17 protein-coding genes are annotated in these 17205 nt (G+C 64.7%); 8 read left to right on the plus strand and 9 right to left on the minus strand.

Annotation, left to right across the window (positions count from 1 at the left end; all coding sequences use genetic code 11):
• Positions 1 to 898: OmpA family protein (locus SE92_RS22855; RefSeq protein ID WP_063198560.1), on the plus strand; the 898-nt coding region annotated here is incomplete at its 5' end.
• Between the two features lie 158 nt (positions 899 to 1056).
• Here SE92_RS22855 and argG read toward each other — a convergent pair.
• From argG to SE92_RS22885, 6 genes are all read right to left on the minus strand, one after another.
• Positions 1057 to 2394 (minus strand): argininosuccinate synthase, encoded by a 1338-nt coding sequence (argG, locus tag SE92_RS22860; RefSeq protein WP_063198562.1) that lies wholly within the window; start codon positions 2392 to 2394, stop codon positions 1057 to 1059.
• A gap of 92 nt (positions 2395 to 2486) precedes the next feature.
• The gene (locus tag SE92_RS22865) at positions 2487 to 3263 is read right to left on the minus strand and encodes a phosphatase PAP2 family protein (RefSeq protein ID WP_063198564.1); all 777 of its coding nucleotides are present in this window, start codon (positions 3261 to 3263) and stop codon (positions 2487 to 2489) included.
• 87 nt (positions 3264 to 3350) lie between these two features.
• Positions 3351 to 3848, minus strand: coding sequence for a hypothetical protein (locus tag SE92_RS22870; RefSeq protein ID WP_063198565.1), 498 nt, complete (start codon positions 3846 to 3848; stop codon positions 3351 to 3353).
• 148 nt (positions 3849 to 3996) lie between these two features.
• Positions 3997 to 5199, minus strand: a complete 1203-nt coding sequence (gene rlmN, locus SE92_RS22875; protein ID WP_063198567.1) for a dual-specificity RNA methyltransferase RlmN — start codon at positions 5197 to 5199, stop codon at positions 3997 to 3999.
• Between the two features lie 186 nt (positions 5200 to 5385).
• Complete coding sequence (locus SE92_RS22880; protein WP_063198569.1) at positions 5386 to 6045, minus strand: invasion associated locus B family protein; 660 nt, start codon at positions 6043 to 6045, stop codon at positions 5386 to 5388.
• Positions 6046 to 6151: 106 nt separating this feature from the next.
• The gene (locus tag SE92_RS22885) at positions 6152 to 6991 is read right to left on the minus strand and encodes an SDR family oxidoreductase (RefSeq protein WP_063198570.1); all 840 of its coding nucleotides are present in this window, start codon (positions 6989 to 6991) and stop codon (positions 6152 to 6154) included.
• 221 nt (positions 6992 to 7212) lie between these two features.
• On the opposite strand from SE92_RS22885, the gene SE92_RS22890 reads away from it, so the two are divergent.
• From SE92_RS22890 to SE92_RS22900, 3 genes are all read left to right on the plus strand, one after another.
• Positions 7213 to 8187, plus strand: coding sequence for an NADPH:quinone oxidoreductase family protein (locus SE92_RS22890; protein ID WP_063198572.1), 975 nt, complete (start codon positions 7213 to 7215; stop codon positions 8185 to 8187).
• A gap of 444 nt (positions 8188 to 8631) precedes the next feature.
• Positions 8632 to 9486: a hypothetical protein gene (locus tag SE92_RS22895; RefSeq protein WP_063198573.1), complete on the plus strand. Its 855-nt coding sequence runs from the start codon at positions 8632 to 8634 to the stop codon at positions 9484 to 9486.
• Positions 9487 to 9504: 18 nt separating this feature from the next.
• On the plus strand, positions 9505 to 10656 hold the full coding sequence (locus SE92_RS22900; protein WP_063198575.1) for a TAXI family TRAP transporter solute-binding subunit: 1152 nt from the start codon (positions 9505 to 9507) through the stop codon (positions 10654 to 10656).
• Positions 10657 to 10926: 270 nt separating this feature from the next.
• On the opposite strand, the gene SE92_RS22905 is transcribed toward SE92_RS22900, so the two are convergent.
• Both SE92_RS22905 and SE92_RS22910 read right to left on the minus strand, forming a co-directional pair.
• Entirely contained in the window at positions 10927 to 11319 is a 393-nt protein-coding gene (locus SE92_RS22905; RefSeq protein WP_063198577.1) for a YkvA family protein, read from the minus strand.
• Positions 11320 to 11418: 99 nt separating this feature from the next.
• The gene (locus SE92_RS22910) at positions 11419 to 11709 is read right to left on the minus strand and encodes a 4a-hydroxytetrahydrobiopterin dehydratase (RefSeq protein ID WP_063198578.1); all 291 of its coding nucleotides are present in this window, start codon (positions 11707 to 11709) and stop codon (positions 11419 to 11421) included.
• Between the two features lie 151 nt (positions 11710 to 11860).
• On the opposite strand from SE92_RS22910, the gene SE92_RS22915 reads away from it, so the two are divergent.
• The 3 genes from SE92_RS22915 to SE92_RS22925 all read left to right on the plus strand — a co-directional run bounded on the left by SE92_RS22915 (position 11861) and on the right by SE92_RS22925 (position 15858).
• Positions 11861 to 13306: a TAXI family TRAP transporter solute-binding subunit gene (locus SE92_RS22915; RefSeq protein WP_063198580.1), complete on the plus strand. Its 1446-nt coding sequence runs from the start codon at positions 11861 to 11863 to the stop codon at positions 13304 to 13306.
• A gap of 147 nt (positions 13307 to 13453) precedes the next feature.
• Positions 13454 to 14995, plus strand: a complete 1542-nt coding sequence (locus tag SE92_RS22920) for an alkaline phosphatase D family protein (protein ID WP_063198582.1) — start codon at positions 13454 to 13456, stop codon at positions 14993 to 14995.
• Between the two features lie 110 nt (positions 14996 to 15105).
• Entirely contained in the window at positions 15106 to 15858 is a 753-nt protein-coding gene (locus SE92_RS22925; protein ID WP_063198584.1) for a hypothetical protein, read from the plus strand.
• 3 nt (positions 15859 to 15861) lie between these two features.
• Here SE92_RS22925 and SE92_RS22930 read toward each other — a convergent pair whose 3' ends face one another.
• A complete protein-coding gene (locus SE92_RS22930) occupies positions 15862 to 16242 on the minus strand; it encodes a response regulator (protein ID WP_063198586.1) in 381 nt (126 codons plus the stop codon).
• 178 nt (positions 16243 to 16420) lie between these two features.
• Here SE92_RS22930 and SE92_RS22935 point away from each other — a divergent pair, with 178 nt between their 5' ends.
• Positions 16421 to 17185: a Crp/Fnr family transcriptional regulator gene (locus SE92_RS22935; protein ID WP_063198588.1), complete on the plus strand. Its 765-nt coding sequence runs from the start codon at positions 16421 to 16423 to the stop codon at positions 17183 to 17185.
• Positions 17186 to 17205 lie beyond the last annotated feature (20 nt).

The following is a 17205-nucleotide window of genomic DNA, read 5'->3' on the forward strand; positions in this document are numbered from 1 at the left end:
ACGCGAGACCATCGAAGGCGGCCGCACCGTCTACACCGAGCCGGACCGCATCATCATCCGCGATCCGGGCGGGCAGGCCTATGTCCGCGGCAACGACCTCTATCGTTTCCGCTATGGGGCGCGGGACATCCGCACCGACACCGTCGGCGGCGAAACCCGCACGGTCGTCGTTCGTCCCGATGGCAGCGAGATCATCACCGTTGTCGGCGCCGACGGACGGCTGATGCGGCGCATCCGCAGGGATCCCCGCGGGCGCGAACTCATCATCATCGACAACACCTACCGCGATCCGCGGGCGGTCGGCGGCTTCTATGTCGACGTGCCGCCTCCGGTGGTGAACATCCCTTACGACCGTTACATCGTCGATGCCCAGGAAGCGTCGCCTGATGTCATCTACCAGACCATGGTGGCACCGCCGGTGCAGCGGATCGATCGGCGTTACTCGCTCGACGAGATCCGCTACAGCCCCAATGTTCGCATGCAGATGCCGAGCATCGACATCAACACGATCGTCTTCGAAACGGGATCGTGGACCATCCCGCCGGACCAGGCGGCCCGGCTGCAGACGATCGCGGACGGTCTCAACCAGGCGATCCAGCGCAATCCGCGCGAGGTCTTCCTGATCGAGGGTCACACCGACGCGGTCGGCAACGAGGTCGACAACCTGTCCTTGTCGGACCGCCGTGCGCAGGCCGCGGCCGAATTGCTGACGCAGCAGTTCGGTGTGCCCGCCGAGAACCTGACGTCGCAGGGCTATGGCGAGCAGTACCTGAAGGAGCAGACGCAGGGACCGAGCGCGATCAACCGTCGCGTCACCATCCGCAACATCACGCCGCTGCTCAACGGCGGCCAGGCTTCCCTGCCGCCGCCCCCGCCCGGCACCGCACCGCCGCGGTAACGGCACACACAAATGCAAAATGGCCGGGAGCGATCCCGGCCATTTTTGTTTGTGCCTTGGCAGGCCGTAGCCCGGATGGAGCGAAGCGCAATCCGGAATCTATCCGCTTGGCGACAAAGTCCCGGATTTCGCTGCGCTCCATCCGGGCTACGAGAAACTCAGCCCTTGTCGCTCTCGAGCCGGAAGATCTGCGAGCCTTCACTGCCCGAGAGCAGGCCGGTCTTGGAATAGAGACCGAGCTTGGTGCGGGTATCGGCGATGTCGAGATTGCGCATGGTGAGCTGGCCGATGCGGTCGGCCGGTGTGAACGGGGCGTCCTCGACCTTCTCCATGCTGAGCCGCTCGGGCGCATAGGTGAGGTTCGGGCTCTCGGTGTTGAGGATCGAATAGTCGTTGCCGCGGCGCAGCTCCAGCGTCACCTCGCCGGTGACGGCGCTGGCGACAAAGCGCTGCGCGGTATCGCGCAGCATCAGGGCCTGCGAGTCGAACCAGCGGCCCTGGTAGAGCAGGCGACCGAGCCGCATGCCGCTGATGCGGTACTGCTCGATGGTGTCCTCGTTGTGGATGCCGGTGACGAGGCGCTCATAGGCGATGTGCAGCAGCGCCATGCCGGGCGCCTCATAGATGCCGCGGCTCTTGGCCTCGATGATGCGGTTCTCGATCTGGTCGCTCATGCCGAGGCCATGACGACCGCCGATCGCGTTGGCTTCGAGGAATAGCGCGACGGGATCGGAGAAGGTCTGGCCGTTCAGCGCCGTGGGCTGGCCTTCCTCGAAACGCACCACGACCTTCTCGGCCTTCACGACGCAATCGTCGCGCCAGAACGGCACGCCCATGATCGGGTTGACGATCTTGATGCCGCTGTCGAGGCTTTCGAGATCCTTGGCCTCGTGCGTGGCGCCGAGCAAATTGCTGTCGGTCGAATACGCCTTCTCGGCGCTCATCTTGTAGGCGAAGCCCTGCGCGGTCATGAACGCCGACATTTCGGCGCGGCCGCCGAGCTCGTCGATGAACTGCTGGTCGAGCCAGGGCTTGTAGATCTTCAGGCCCGGATTGGTCAGCAGCCCGTAGCGATAGAAGCGCTCGATGTCGTTGCCCTTGAAGGTCGAGCCGTCGCCCCAGATGTTGACGCCGTCTTCCTTCATCGCCGCGACCAGCATCGTGCCGGTGACGGCGCGCCCCAGAGGCGTGGTGTTGAAATAGGTGATGCCGCCGGTCGAGATGTGGAAGGCGCCCGACTGGATCGCGGCGATGCCTTCATGCACCAGTTGCGTGCGGCAATCGACCAGGCGCGCCTTCTCGGCGCCGAACTCCATCGCCTTGCGCGGGATCTCGTTGTAGTCGGCCTCGTCGGGCTGGCCGAGATTGGCGGTGTAGGCGTAGCAGCGCGCGCCCTTCTGCTTCATCCAGAGCAGCGCCGCTGATGTGTCGAGGCCGCCCGAAAAAGCGATGCCGACTTTCTCACCCTTGGGCAGGCTTTTCAGGATCGTGGTCATGGCGCTTCCAATCGGATCTCAAGAGGCTGATGTGAGGACGGATTGACCGCGCGAATAACAAATTTCGCGGGGCTCGGCACCCATTTAATGGCCTAGACGGACGGTTCGGCACTCGTCTTGCGGCCGAACAGGCGCTGGCGGAGCCGGTAGGCGGGCATGTTCAATCGGGTCAGGGCGGCATCCACCGCCTCGTCGGAGAAGCGGGTCCGCGGCCAGCGGTAAATCAGCGCGTAGCCGAACCAGATCACAACGAACGTCACAAGGCCGGCGATCGAGACGTCGGTGAAGAAGTGCCCGCCAAAGGCCATGCGCAGCCCGCTGGTGACGGCGCCAAACACCACCGCGGCAGTATAGGCGAGCGGTCGCCACGCCGGCGGCGCCAGCGCGGCCGGCGCCAGCGTCCAGAACGCGGTCGCGCCCTCGCCCGAGAAGAACGAGCAGTTGCGCGCGCAGCCGCCGCGCGGATCCCACCACGGCACGAATTGCTGGTCGCCGGCGAACTCCGTCACCACGACAGGACGCGGCCGCCCCCAATAGGTCTTGAAGGTGAGATTGGTGAGGATGCCGGCCGACAGGATGATCGTGACCAGCAGGAACACGATCGTGCGCCCGGGCACGAGCAGCGGGCGGTCGGGCCTGAACATCTTGACCACGAGCGCCACGATCGATGGCGCCACGAAGGCCCAGGCAACCCACATCGCCGCATCACGCGCAAAGCCCGCCCAGTCGTTCAGCTTGAGCGGAAAGGTCTTGGTCTCGGGATCGAAGAAGAGCGAGGCGAGCTTGAGATCGAGCTCGGGATAGAGGCCGAAAACGACGCCGATCACGAGCCACAGCGCCAGGCCGATGAAAAGTCCGGTACGGTTCATGGCGCGCGGTTTAGCGGAGTGGGGCGGCGATGGAAACCCCGGCGGCGGCGGCCGCCATCCTTCCCTGGAAGGGAGGGTAAGAAAGCATCACCTTGCATCCGGCCTGGAATTCGACGGCAGCGGCGGCGGAGGCGGCATGCGCGGGGGCGGCGCATCGCGCCAGGCGCCGGCGTTGCGGCCGGAGATCAGCCAGTAGACTGCGCCGGCAACGATGCCCGCTCCGGTCATGATCTCGAGGTGACGCCGCACGATGCCTTCGAACTGGAATGTGTCGGAGTGGAACGGGACGAGACCGAGATAGCAGGCGAGCCCGACAAGGCCGCCACCGACGGCGTAAGCGAGCGCGCTGCGGATGTACAGCGCTTCGGCGATGGCGACGATCACCATCGCCGGCACCAGCGCAAAGCCCGAAACGAAGATGAAGCCGAAACCGAGCAGGATATCGATCGTGCCTTGATCGACGGGACCTGCGCCGAGATCGGCAAATTCCGGGAACAGCAGCGCCATGACGACGATCATGCCGCCGACGAAGCAGGCGGCGAGAAAGCCGATGAAGATGACGATGAGGCGGCCGATCAGGGACATGACTTTAGCAGATTGTCGCTCGGTGGCATCGCCACGCTATCAACCGTCATGCCCGGGCTTGACCCGGGCATCCACGTCCTTCTTTCTCGCGGCTCGTGGATGGCCGGGTCAAGCCCGGCCATGACGAACGTCGAGGGCGTCGCCATTGTTAATCCGTCATCGCCATGGCGCGTAGCGCCTGGCGTTCGCGCGCGCTGAGCTTTTCGGTCTCCGACTTGAGCTGGCCGCAGGCCGCGAGGATGTCGCGGCCGCGCGGGGTGCGCACCGGCGAGGAATAGCCGGCGTTGAAGATGTATTCGGAGAATTTTTCGATCTGGTCCCAGTCCGAACACTCGTAAGCCGTGCCGGGCCATGGATTGAACGGGATCAGATTGATCTTGGCGTGAATGCCCTTGAGCAATTTCACCAGCAGTTTTGCATCGTCGAGCGAATCGTTGACGCCCTTGAGCATCACATATTCGAAGGTGATGCGGCGCGCGTTCGAGGCGCCGGGATAGTCGCGGCAGGCCTGCAGCAGCTCCTTGATCGGATATTTGCGGTTGAGCGGCACCAGCTCGTTGCGCAGCTCGTCGCGCACCGCATGCAGCGAGATCGCGAGCATGACGCCGATCTCCTCGCCGGCACGCACGATGTTCGGCACCACGCCGGAGGTCGACAGCGTAATGCGGCGGCGGGAAATGCCGATGCCTTCATTGTCGCCAACGATCAGCAGCGCATCGCGCACCGCGTCGAAATTGTAGAGCGGCTCGCCCATGCCCATCATCACGATATTGGTGACGCGGCGCGTGCCGTCCTCGCGATCGGCCCAGTCGTTCAGGCGATCGCGCGCGACCATCACCTGCCCGACGATCTCGCCGGCGGTGAGATTGCGCACCAGCCGCTGCGTGCCGGTGTGGCAGAACGAGCAATTCAGCGTGCAGCCGACCTGCGAGGAGACGCACAGCGTGCCGCGATCGGTCTCGGGGATGTGGACGCACTCGACTTCATGCGCCTTCTGAACATTGTCGCCGCTCGGCAAACGCAGCAGCCATTTGCGGGTGCCGTCGTTGGAGATCTGCTCGGCCACGACTTCGGGCCGGTCGACGGTGAAATGCTCGGCGAGCTCGGCGCGAATGCCCTTCGAGATCGAGGTCATGTCGTCGAAACTCTGGGCGCCGCGGAAATAGAGCCAGTGCCACAGCTGCTGCACCCGCATCTTGCGCTGCGCCGGCGCGACGCCGATCTCGCCGAGGCGATCGGCCAACTCGGTGCGCGACAGGCCGATCAGCGACGGCTTTGCCGGCGGCACATAGGTTTCGAGCGGAGTTTTCTCCACTGGGATTGCGTTGTGCGGCTCGGTCGTCGGTTGCATTGATGCGCCTGGCACTACTGCTGTTTGAGTTCGTCATGCCCGGGCTCGACCCGAGCATCCCACGTCTTTCGTCAATCGCGGTTGCGCGTGGATGGCCGGGTCAAGCCCGACCATGACGACCGAAATTGCGGAACCGGCTCTATATAGCAACCAGGGCCGGCGATTGCGACCTTATCGCCCGCAGCCTTAACGCCTGCAATCCTGGGAAATCCGGTCCAGCGCCTGGGCGAGGCCCTTCAGCGAGAACGTGTCGGTCGTCTCGGTCCCCTTGGCCGAGACGCCCTTGACGACGAGCTCGGCGGACTTGCGCATGGCTTCAACCATCCGCTCCTCCTCGGCCGCGTTCTTGATCCAGAGGCCGTCGCCCTGCGTGTACATGGCGAAGGCGGCGCCGCCGACCTCGACCGAGGATTCCGAGCCCGGCTTCAACGCGTAGCCGATCATCACCGACACTTCGTTGTTGACCTTCTCGGCCGGACGGGTCGAGACGAAAGCATAAGCGGGATCGCGCGGCCTGTTCGGCGGATTGGTCTTCGACGACGAGGGCTTGGCCAGCGCGAAGCACACCTTCTTGCCATTGGGCGTCGCCGAATAGGCGCCCCAGGTGCCGAACTGGCCGATCAGGGTCGGCTCCGCGCCACCCGCAACCGCCGCGGGCGGGGCCGCCGGTTTGCTCTCAGGCTTCGCAGCTGACTTCGCCGTGGTATGGGCCGCCGGCGCAGATTTCGGAGCGGCCTCTTTTGGAGCAGATTTGGGCGCCGGTTGCGCCGTTTGCGCCCGCGCGGAATCGGCGATTCCCCCGGCCGCGACACCAGTCATCAAAGCTAAAATCAGCACCCGCCACATGCTGGAGTGGTTCCCTCAATATTGTGACTGGAAGATGGCCCGGCCGCGCTTTGTCCCCGCGGCAGGGATAGCCGGGAAAGTCCAATTTGGGAAGGCAGTTAGCGGGTCAGCCTTTGGATCGCGCGGCACGCTGCTCGGCCCATTGCGCATCGCTCCAACCGAGCAAATCCTCGGCGCCGGAACTGCGCAAATGCGCGCCACCGTCGATCACGACCATCTCGCCATTGATGTAACCGGAACGGTCCGAAACCAGGAAGCTGGCGAGATCGGCAAGCTCGCTGTGCTCGCCGGTCCGGCCGAGCGGATTGCGTGCGGTCCAGCCTTCGTCCCGGCCTTCGGGGCGGAGCTGCCCCGACGCGCCCGCGGTCGGAAACGGACCCGGCGCGATGGCGACGGTGCGGATGCCCTTCGGTCCCCATTCCACGGCAAGACTTTTGGTCATCGCCAACAGCGCCGACTTCGCCATCGCCGACGGCACGGTGAAGGCGCGGCCGGTGATGGTCGAGGTCGAGAGGATCGAGAGCACGACGCCGCCATGCCTGGCCTCGATCCAGCGCCTGCCGGCGGCGAGCGTGCAATACATCGCGCCATGCAGCGTCGGCGCGAGGATCGCATCGGCTGCGCGAAAGGAAAGATGCTCGCTTTGCGCGATGAAGGTGGCGGCGGCGTTGTTGACGAGAATGTCGAGCGGCGCCTCGCGCCAGATCGTGTCCATCATGGTCTCGACTGCGACGCCGTCGCGAATATCGCAGGCGATGGTGGTAACCTTGGCGCCGGTCTCCTCGCGCATCTCGCGCGCGGTCGCTTCGAGCCGATCGAGCTTGCGGCCGCAGATCACGAGCTCGGCGCCGAGTGCAAGGAAACGGCGTCCCATCGCAGCACCAAGGCCCGAGCCGCCGCCGGTGACGAGGATGCGCTTGTTATCGAGCAGACCGTTTTCAAACATCGTTTGAATCCTTGCGGTTTCCACACGCTCCATCATTGCGAGCGCAGCGAAGCAAATCCAGAGTCCGTGCGGCGGAAATAGTCTGGATTGCCGCTGCGCTCGCAATAATGAGGATAAGCCGGTGCCCGGCCCCAGACAAAGAATCCGGATTGTCGGGCCGCACTAAATCCGGCAGAAACGGCCAAACTATAATTCCACTCGAAACGCTCCAAGGTGCCGCCATGAAAGCCATCCTCTGTTCGCAATATTGCCAGCCCGACGATCTCGTGCTGACTGAGGTGCCGGATCCCGTGGCAGGTCCCGGCGAAGCGGTGATCGCGATCAAGGCGGCGGCGCTGAACTTCTTCGACATCCTGATGATCCAGGGCAAGTACCAGATCAAGCCGCCGTTCCCGTTCTCGCCGGCCGCTGAAGTTGCGGGCGTGATCGAGAGCATCGGTGCTGGTGTGACCGATCTGAAAGTCGGCGATCGCGTTGTCGCATCCTGCGGCCACAACGGCGCGCGCGAGAAGATCGCGCTGCCGGCGGCGTCGATCGTGAAGATTCCCGACAATCTCGATTACGACCGCGCGGCCGGCATCATCATCATCTACGGCACCGCGCTGCATGCGCTGGAAGATCGCGCCAGCCCGAAGCCGGGCGAGACGCTCGCGGTGCTGGGCGCGGCCGGCGGCACCGGCCTTGCCGCCTGCGAGCTCGGCAAGCTGATGGGACTGAAGGTGATCGCCTGCGCCTCGTCGGACGAGAAGCTCGAATTCGCCAAGGCGCACGGCGCCGAGCTGACGCTGAACTATGCCAAGGAAGATCTGAAGGAAGGTCTGCGCAAGCTCACGGGCGGCAAGGGCGTCGACATCATCTTCGATCCCGTGGGCGGCGCTTACGCGGAGCAGGCACTGCGCTCGATCGCCTGGGAAGGCCGCTTCCTCGTGATCGGCTTTGCCGCGGGCGAGATTCCGAAGATGCCGCTGAATCTCGCGCTGCTGAAGGGCTGCGACATCCGCGGCGTGTTCTGGGGCGCCTGGACCCGGCAGAATCCGGAGAAGAACCGCGCCAATCTCGAGAAGCTCGTGAAGTGGACCGCGGAAGGAAAGATTTCATCGCATGTCGATCGCACCTTCCCGCTGGCCCAGACCGCGGACGCGCTCAAGGTGCTGGCGGGACGCCAGGCCATGGGCAAGGTGATCCTGCATCCGTGAGGATGCGACATACGCGATCTTCACAAGCTCACTGTCGTCGCCCGGCCTTGCGCGCAATTGCGCACGGGACCGGGCGAGCCGGTATTCCAGAGATGCCAGCGACTTAGCCGATACGTCGCGGCGTACTGTATGCCCCTGGACAAAGCCGGGGCATGACGGCGGAGTTTGTGGCGGGCGGCGCAATGACTCACGTCTTTGCACAATTTCGCGCTCCGCCCCTTGGTAAAATCCCGCTCAACTATCGCGGCGGAAATTGCGGTGCATTCCGCGTCGTCGCCCCAATCAAACCCAAATATCTCCCAATTCGCGCAAGCTGCCGTCGCTTTTTGGGCTGAATCGGACGGCGATTTACCGGTTCCAGTTTGCGGGGCGCTTCTGGACAACAACAAAAAGACTGAAGCCGGGAATGGCCCCTGCGTTATCAGTAATGGGGAGCATCACGCCATGGAGACGACGGCATACCGTCCGTCCGTGGAGTCGAGGGCGTTCGACTCCGATCGACCTGCATCACATCCGCCCACCGCGTCCTACATCCGTGCGCGCGCCGCACGGGCCGAGCTGTCAGACGACCCGATGCCACTGTTCCTGTCCGACCCGCTCGGGGCACCGGATCCGCGGGACTATGCGCCGCACGAATTGCGCGCCAGGAGCAAGATCGTCCCGCGCCTGCTCGCAACGGGACTGGCCATTTCAGGCGCCGCGATTCTGGCCGCGCTGTTCCAGTCCGATCTGCATCATCTCATCATCGGCGGCTCGCCGAATGCGCCTGCCGAGCAAGCCGGAACTCCGGGCAGCCCACCAGCGGCGCGGCAGGTCCCGCTCAAGGATCCGGCCCGCCTGACCAACACGGTGCTGGCGAGCGCCGACAGGCGGGAGCTTGCGGGGCCTTCGACCCCAAGCCGCGAAGCGATCGCAAATGCCTATCAGGTTGCGCTGCAAGCCCAATCGCAATCCCAAGCCCAAGCTCAAGCGCAAGTGCCGGTCGCAGCACAGCCGGTGCCGCCCGAGCCCGTCAGGACGCTCGACGCCGACACGCTGGCCGGGCTGATGACGCGTGCAAGGAGCCTGATCGGCGTCGGCGACATCGCTGCAGGGCGTCTGCTGCTCGAACGGGCGGCCAATGCGAACGACGCGACGGCCGCGCTTCTGCTGGCACAGACCTTTGATCCCGCAGTGCTCGGCACCAGCGACGCGCGGAGCGTCATTGCAGACGTGGCGGCCGCTCGCGACTGGTATCAGCGCGCCGCCGGCCTCGGATCGGCGGAAGCGCGACGGCGCCTCGCCCAGCTCTCGAACTAGACCATTTCAGGGGACATCATGCGTAACGCTTTGAGAATGGCGCTTGCCGCCATCATGACCATCTGCGCCTTCGCGGCGCGCGCCGAAGAGACCGAATACGATCCGGCCAAGGTCTCGGACAGCCTGAAGGCCATCTTCCAGTTCGGCTCGACCTCGACCAAGCAGGCGCTGAACGCCAACACCGTCACGCTGATCACGGGCACGATCGGTGGCACCTATGTGCAGTTCGGCGCCGACCTCGCTTCGGTGCTCGACGACGGCAACAAGATCCGCGTGCTGCCGATCGTCGGTCGCGGCTCGGTGCAGAGCGTGGCCGACATCCTGTTCCTGCAGGGCGTCGATCTCGGCATCGTGCGGGCCGATACGCTCGACTATCTCGAGCGCAAGGGTTTTGCCAAGGACATCAAGCGGCAATTCACCTATGTGACGAAGCTGTATAACGAGGAGATGCAGGTGATCGCACCGAAATCGGTCGCGACCCTGAAGGACCTCGAAGGCAAGACCGTCAGCGTGGATCTGCCCAACGGCGGCACTTTCGTCACCGCCCTCACCGTGTTCGAACGGCTCGGGATCAAGGCGAAGTTCGTCTATGTCGAGCAGCGCATCGCGATGGAGAAGCTGAAGGCCGGCGAGATCGACGCCGTCATCGTAGTCGGCGGCAAGCCGTACAAATCGGTCTCGACCTTCGGCAATGACGGCCGCTTCCACCTCGCGCGCGTCGACTATGCCAAGCCGCTGCAGAGCGACTATCTGCCAGCGACGCTGACGGCAAAGGACTATCCGAACCTGATCAAGGACGGCGAGAGCGTGGACACGATCGCGGTGCCTGCGGTGCTCGCGGCCTATAATTGGGCGCCGAACACCGAGCGCTATCGCAAGCTCGCGCTGTTCGTGGACGCCTTCTTCACGAAATTCCCGACGCTGCAGAACCCGCCCTTCCATCCGAAGTGGAAGGAGGTCTCGCTGGCGGCGCCGCTTGCGGGCTGGAACAGGCTGCCGGTTGCGCAGCAATGGCTCGACAAGCACGGCATCGAGCCGGTGACACGGCAGCGCTTCGAGGCGTTCCTGAAGCAGAACCCCACCGCTGCAAAGGTGCCCGAGGCAGACAAGGAAACGCTGTTCAAGCAATTCCAGGCGTGGGACGCGGAGAAGGCGCGGGCGCAGAAGTAGAAGACGTCATTGCGAGATCCGTAGCCCGGATGGAGCGCAGCGTAATCCGGGGCCCCTATCGCTCGTGGCACCAATCCCGGACTACGCTGCGCTCCATCCGGGCTACGAAACCAGGCGTGACGGCATGCACAACAACGACTGTCATCGCTCGGCTCGACCGGGCGATCCAGTATTCCGAGGCGGAAGTAATTCACTCGACGGGCTGCGGCGTACTGGATTCCCCGCCTTCGCGGGGAATGACGGCGGAGGGCGTCGCTGAGGCCGCGTCGGCTACGCCGCCTCGGTATCCACACTCGCCTCATCCACCCCACGCTTCAGCGCGGCACGGGCGGCCTCGCGATGCTCGGTCGTGATGTGGCCGGCAACCATGCGGATGGCGGTGGCAAGCACCGCGGCGTCATCGGCGAAGCCGAGGACCGGCATCACGTCCGCGACGAAATCGAACGGCAAGATAAAATAGGCAATCGCCCCGAGCAGCGCGGCCTGGACGTGGCGCGGCGTCTGCCGGTCGAATGCGCAATAATAGGCGGCCAGCAGGTCCTCGGCGAAGGGCAGATGGCCGGCAACACGCTTCAGCTTGCGCCAGAAACGGCGGCGCACGCTCTCGCGATCTTCCGCGAGCCGATCGGCCGGCTCAAAACCGACGCTGTGTTCGGCAGCCATGTTCGATAAACTCCCCGTTCAGCCCGGGCTGCGGATCGCCGCATCCCGACTGATCACAAGATGGGGATGTGGCCGATCCCTGCAAGACGCCAACCGGTCTCAGCCCGCGATCGCGTTCATCGTCTTGGCCAGCGCGATGTCGAGCGCCGTGACGCCGCCGGCGTCGTGGGTCGACAGCACCACCTCCACCGTCTTGTAGACGTTGCGCCATTCGGGGTGGTGATCCATCTTCTCGGCGGCCAGCGCCGCGCGGGTCATGAAGCCGAACGCCTCGTTGAAATCCTTGAAGATAAAGGTCTTGGCGATGGCATCCCGGCCTTGAACCTCGGTCCAGCCGGGCAATCCGCCCAAAGCCTGCTTGCGCGCCTCCGCCGAGAGCCGTTCTGTCATGGTCGCCTCCGTCCTTCAGGGGAACTTTACCCTAACACCCCGCTGACACCCGGGTTCATACGGGATTTCCGCCATCCGCTAACCATGACGGAGATGTAACCCTGCCGGACAAGAAATTTGCTACAATTGCGGGCGTAAATCGCCGGCCAAGATGAAACTGAGCCTCAAGCGCCTGTTTGGGAGATCGATGACCGGGGGATTGGACCTGGCCGAAGCGCCCCCTCCGCCTTCGCCGCGATCCGCGGCGCGGAAGACGGCTTTGGTGACTCTTGCGCTCGTGCTTGCCATCGTCGGCGCGCTCGCGGGCGGCTACTACTTCGCGATGCGGCCGGTTGCGCTGAAGATCGCGGTCGGTCCCGCCAATAGCGACGACGTCAAGGTCGTGCAGGCGCTGACGCAGGCCTTCACGCAGAGCAAAAGCCAGGTGCGGCTGCGGCCAATCCAGACCGAAGGCGCCACGGCCAGCGCAAATGCGCTCGCGGAAGGCAAGGTCGATCTCGCCATCGTGCGCGGCGACGTCGATGTGCCCAAGAACGCGCAAGCGGTCGCGACCCTGCGCAAGAACGTCGTGGTGCTGTGGTCGGTCCCCGGCAAAGGCAAGAAGCGCGGCGCAAAGATCACCAAGATCTCGCAGCTCGCCGGCCATCGCGTCGGCGTGGTCGGCCGCACCCAGGCCAACGTCAATCTGCTCAAGGTGATCCTGCAGCAATACGGCGTCGATCCCGCCAAGGTCGAGATCGTGCAATTCCCGGCCAACGAAGTCGCCGAGGCCATCAAGGGCCAGAAGGCCGATGTCTATCTCGCGGCCGGCCCCGTCAACAGCAAGATCACGGCGGATGCGATCGCCGCCACCACCAAGGATTTCGGCGCGCCCAGCTTCATCGCGATCGATTCGGCGGATGCGATCGCGCAGAACCATCCGGTCTATGAGGCGTCCGAGATTCCCGCCGGCACCTATGGTGGCTCGCCGGCCCGCCCCGATGACGAGGTCAAGACGGTCAGCTTCTCGCACCACATCGTGGCGCGCAAAGGCGTCTCCGAAACCACCATCGCGGCATTCACGCGCCAACTGTTCGCCGTGCGCCAGCAATTGGTCACGGAATTCCCGCTCGCGGCGAAGATCGAAACGCCCGACACCGACAAGGATGCAGTGATCCCCGTGCATCCCGGCGCGGCCGCCTTCGTCGACGGCGAAGAAAAGACCTTTCTCGACAAATACAGCGATTACATCTGGTGGACCCTGATGGCGCTCTCCGCCATGGGCTCGATCGGCGCCTGGTTCGCGGGCTATCTGAAGAAGGACGAGCGCGACAACAACAGCCATCTGCGCGAACGGCTGCTGGACATGATCGCGACGGCCCGCAAGTGCGACACGACCGAAGAGCTCGACCAGATGCAGGCCGAGGCCGACGAGATCCTGCGCGACACGCTACGCTGCTTCGATCACGGCGCCATCGAGGAAGGCTCGCTCACCGCCTTTAACATCGCGCTGGATCAGTTTCACGCCGCGGTCGCCGACCGCAAGGCGGTGTTGTTCAGCCTGCCGCACAATTTACAGCGCGCGGGCGCGCAGTTCAGGGCCGCCGGCAACGCGTGAGCGCTTCCGCGTAATCGCTGCGTCACATTGCCTCACTATAGCACTCACTGTCATCCGAGCGATGCGACGCATCGAACCTCGAGGTTCGCGCTGCGCGCGCTCCGGAATGACGGCGCGAGAGATGCGCGCAACACAGCGAGCCAGGCCATGAACATCAAATTCTCCCGCCGCCGCTTCCTTGCCACCGGTGCCGGTGCGCTCGGAACCATCGCGATGCCCTATCTGTCGCGCGCGGCCGATCGGCCGGCGGTGACGCATGGCGTCCAGTCGGGCGACGTCACCGTCGACGGCGGCGTGGTGTGGGCGCGCACCGACCGGCCCGCGCAGATGCTGGTCGAGGTCGCGACCACCGACTCGTTCAAGAACGCCCGTGCGCTGCCGCCGATCGCGGCGCTCCCCGAGAGCGACTTCACCGCAAAAATGCTGCTGGAGAATCTGCCCGGCGGCCAGGACATCTTCTACCGCATCCGCTTCCGCGACCTCTCGCACAGCGCAGTCGAGGGCGAGGCGGTGGTCGGCCGTTTCCGCACCGCGCCGGCCGATCGCCGCGATGTCAGCTTCGTCTGGGGCGGTGACGTCGCAGGCCAGGGTTGGGGCATCAATCCCGATGATGGCGGCATGTTCACCTTCTCCACGATGCGCAAGCACCGGCCGGACTTCTTCCTGCATTCCGGCGACACCATCTACGCCGACGGCCCAATCGCATCCGAGGTGAAGCTCGCCGACGGCAAGATCTGGAAGAACCTCACCATTCCCGAGAAGGCCAAGGTCGCCGAGACGCTGGACGAGTACCGCGCCGCGCACAAATACAATCTCACCGACGACAATGTGCGCGCCTTCAATGCCGAGGTGCCGATCTTCGTGCAGTGGGACGACCACGAGGTGACCAACAATTGGTCGCTGTCGAAGGAATTGCCGGCGGCATACAAGGAGCGCGACATCGCGCTGCTCGCCGCCCGCGGCGCCCGCGCCTTCCACGAGATGTATCCGCTGCGCGAGAGCATCAGCGAGCCCGGCCGGGTCTATCGCCAGATCTGCTACGGCCCGCATCTCGACGTGTTCGTGCTCGACGAGCGCAGCTATCGCGGCCCGAACGGCGCCAACCTCGAAACCGAATACGGCCCGGCCAGCTATTTCCTCGGGCCTGAGCAGATGGCTTGGCTCAAGCGCGGCCTGCTCAATTCGCGTGCGACCTGGAAGGTGATCGCTTCCGACATGCCGCTCAGTCTCGTCGTGTCGGACACGCCGAAGGGCGGCTCGGAAGCCTTCGCGCAAGGCGACGGCCCGGTGCGCGGCCGCGAGTTCGAGATCGCCGACATTCTGCGCTTCATCAAGACGGCGCCGATCAGCAACGTTGTGTGGCTGACCGCCGACGTGCACTACGCCGCGGCGCATTATTACGATCCGAACAAGGCGCAGTTCCAAAAGTTCGAGCCGTTCTGGGAATTCGTCTCGGGTCCGCTGCATGCCGGCACGTTCGGGCCGGCGGCGCTCGACAACACGTTTGGACCGGAGGTGCGCTTCGTCAAGGCGCCCGGCAAGGACGGCCAGAACCTGCCGCCGTCAGCCGGCATGCAGTTCTTCGGTCACGTCAAGATCGACGGCGCATCCGGCCAGATGACAGTGACCTTGCGCGACCGCGCCGACGTCGCGCTGTGGTCGACGACGCTCGATCCCAGGCTTGCATGACCCGGCTCGGAGCCGGATGGCGGTGAACCATCCGGCCGGCCCGAACGACCATTGCAGGCTCGTGCATTTTCACGGGCCTGATGCCGTCCGGACCATTTCGAGTTGAAGCCATGCTGTCCCATCGCCGAACCATCGCCATCGCCCTGCTGCTGAGCGCGGCTTCGCCGACATGGGCGCAGCCCGCGAAGCAGACCCAGAAGCAAACTCAAGAGCAAACCAAGGACAAGGCCACGCTGGTGCGCGAGGCGTTCGCATCGCCCTACGGCAAGGCCCTGACCGCCGAGCTCGGCAAGTCGCTCCGCGCAAGCGCCGATCCTGCATGCCTGACGGACAAGGGGCTGGCTGCCGACCAGCTCGAGCCGCGCGGCCGCGATATCGTCATCACATGGGGCACGCGCATGCTGGAAAGCGCATTCGCGCTGATCGACCGGCAAGCCGCCGACGACGCTTATCCCGGCGCGGCCGAGCTCGAACGCCTGAAGGGCAATGCGGATGTGAAGCGCTATCTGGCGATGGAAGAGCCGATGCGTCAGGCCAAGATCCTCGATCTGATTTTCGAGCATTTCGACCGCTACAATCTGATCAGCCGCGTGAAGCTCGGAGCGGTGTCTCCACCTGCCACCGGCAACGAGGCTCTTCTCCGTCTCGATCCGATCGACACCACGGAGGAGAAGCTGGACGAACTCGCCGGCAAGAGCCGGTCGAAGGCGTTGAAACGTTTCCTGCAATTGTCGGAGGAGGCGGAGGCTGCGCGAGCTGCGGCAATCAAGAAGCTCGCATCACCACCGCCGCCGCTTCCGCACAGCTTCTTCAAGGGCGTCGAAAAAGACCTCGCCGAGCTCTGCATCCGTTCCGGCCCATAGCCTTCAGGCGCCGCGCGTGCGCAGCGCCGCCTCCAGCGCCTCGCTCGAGCACGGCTTCTGCAGCCGCGGCTGGCCGGAGAATTCGCGCGGAATGCGCGCCTCGGCGCCATAGCCGGTGACGAAGACGAACGGGATCTTCAGCCCAACCAGCCGCTCGGCGACCGCAAAGCTGGTCTCGCGGATCAGCTCGACATCGAGCAGCGCGAAATCTGGGGCACGTTTCTCGATCGCGTCCAGCGCCTGCGTCACGGACCCGGCAGTCCGTACCTGGCTCACGCCAAATCCGAGCAAACGGTCCTCGAAATCAATCGCAATGATCGGATCGTCCTCCACCACCAGGACGTCGGCAGGACAGGACGAGCCGTCGGGAAGTGCAGGTGCCATGATCGCTCTTGAAGCAGGGGGTTTTCTGATCAGGACAGCCACGTCACGATACCTGCGCCTAGCGCATCGGAGGGTTCCCGGAACGAAACCCACCACATCACAGTTCTTCCGTCTGTCCACTTGTGCACACAGGAAACGGACGGAACTCGGTATTGTGAGAGGAGGACAGGGGTTCACCATGGATGCGCGTATCGGCAGTACAAGCGAGGTCGACAGCCGGCCCGCCAACAATCTGTTACGGCGCCTGAACGCGGCCGATTACGCGCTGCTCGCGCCGCACGTCGCCATCGAGGACGCTGCCGCCGGGCAGCTGCTCTACAATCCCGGCGACGACGTCCAGGTCGTTCACTTCCCCTGCGGTCCCTCGCTCGCGACATTTCTCGTCCCCAACGAGGACGGCCGCGACGTCGAGACCATCCTGGTCGGCCGCGAGGGCGCGGTGGGCGGCATCGTCAGCGAGGGATTCCTGCCGGCCTATACCCGGATCTGCGTGAAATTCGGCGGGCCGTTCGCGCGCGTTCACGTCGCCAAGCTGGAAGCGGCCAAGCTGCGCTCGGCGTCGCTTCGCAACATCTTTGCCCGCTATGCCGATTGCATGCTGGCGCAGATCTTCCAGTCCACCGCCTGCAACGCGATCCATTCGATCGAGCAGCGGACCGCCAAATGGATCCTGGCGGCGATGGAGCGGACCGGCGACGAGAACAGCGTGCCGCTGACGCATGAGCAGCTTGCGACGCTGCTCGGGGTCGGCCGCTCCTATGCCAGCCGCGTGCTTCAGTCGTTCAAGGCGGAACGGATTCTCGACACGAGGCGCGGATCAATCCTCGTTCGCAACCGCGACGGCCTGAAGCTTCGCGCCTGCCTGTGCAACGATGCCGTGAAGATGCATTTCGAGGAGGTGCTGCGCGGCGTCTACCCGACCGAGGAGCGGGAGGCCGGGTAGCGAGCCCGCGCGCTTCCTCG

It is taken from the genome of Bradyrhizobium sp. AT1 (assembly GCF_001590795.1).
Classification (GTDB): domain Bacteria; phylum Pseudomonadota; class Alphaproteobacteria; order Rhizobiales; family Xanthobacteraceae; genus Bradyrhizobium.

Coding starts and splice junctions, on each gene's coding strand:
- SE92_RS22910 (WP_063198578.1), bottom strand. CDS start 11,709: ATGACAGAACGGCTCTCGGCGGAGGCGCGCAAGCAGGCTTTGGGCGGA.
- SE92_RS22930 (WP_063198586.1), bottom strand. CDS start 16,242: ATGGCACCTGCACTTCCCGACGGCTCGTCCTGTCCTGCCGACGTCCTG.
- SE92_RS22870 (WP_063198565.1), bottom strand. CDS start 3,848: ATGTCCCTGATCGGCCGCCTCATCGTCATCTTCATCGGCTTTCTCGCC.
- SE92_RS22920 (WP_063198582.1), top strand. CDS start 13,454: ATGAACATCAAATTCTCCCGCCGCCGCTTCCTTGCCACCGGTGCCGGT.
- SE92_RS22890 (WP_063198572.1), top strand. CDS start 7,213: ATGAAAGCCATCCTCTGTTCGCAATATTGCCAGCCCGACGATCTCGTG.
- SE92_RS22900 (WP_063198575.1), top strand. CDS start 9,505: ATGCGTAACGCTTTGAGAATGGCGCTTGCCGCCATCATGACCATCTGC.
- SE92_RS22885 (WP_063198570.1), bottom strand. CDS start 6,991: ATGTTTGAAAACGGTCTGCTCGATAACAAGCGCATCCTCGTCACCGGC.
- rlmN (WP_063198567.1), bottom strand. CDS start 5,199: ATGCAACCGACGACCGAGCCGCACAACGCAATCCCAGTGGAGAAAACT.
- SE92_RS22865 (WP_063198564.1), bottom strand. CDS start 3,263: ATGAACCGTACCGGACTTTTCATCGGCCTGGCGCTGTGGCTCGTGATC.
- argG (WP_063198562.1), bottom strand. CDS start 2,394: ATGACCACGATCCTGAAAAGCCTGCCCAAGGGTGAGAAAGTCGGCATC.
- SE92_RS22935 (WP_063198588.1), top strand. CDS start 16,421: ATGGATGCGCGTATCGGCAGTACAAGCGAGGTCGACAGCCGGCCCGCC.
- SE92_RS22925 (WP_063198584.1), top strand. CDS start 15,106: ATGCTGTCCCATCGCCGAACCATCGCCATCGCCCTGCTGCTGAGCGCG.
- SE92_RS22895 (WP_063198573.1), top strand. CDS start 8,632: ATGGAGACGACGGCATACCGTCCGTCCGTGGAGTCGAGGGCGTTCGAC.
- SE92_RS22905 (WP_063198577.1), bottom strand. CDS start 11,319: ATGGCTGCCGAACACAGCGTCGGTTTTGAGCCGGCCGATCGGCTCGCG.
- SE92_RS22915 (WP_063198580.1), top strand. CDS start 11,861: ATGAAACTGAGCCTCAAGCGCCTGTTTGGGAGATCGATGACCGGGGGA.
- SE92_RS22880 (WP_063198569.1), bottom strand. CDS start 6,045: ATGTGGCGGGTGCTGATTTTAGCTTTGATGACTGGTGTCGCGGCCGGG.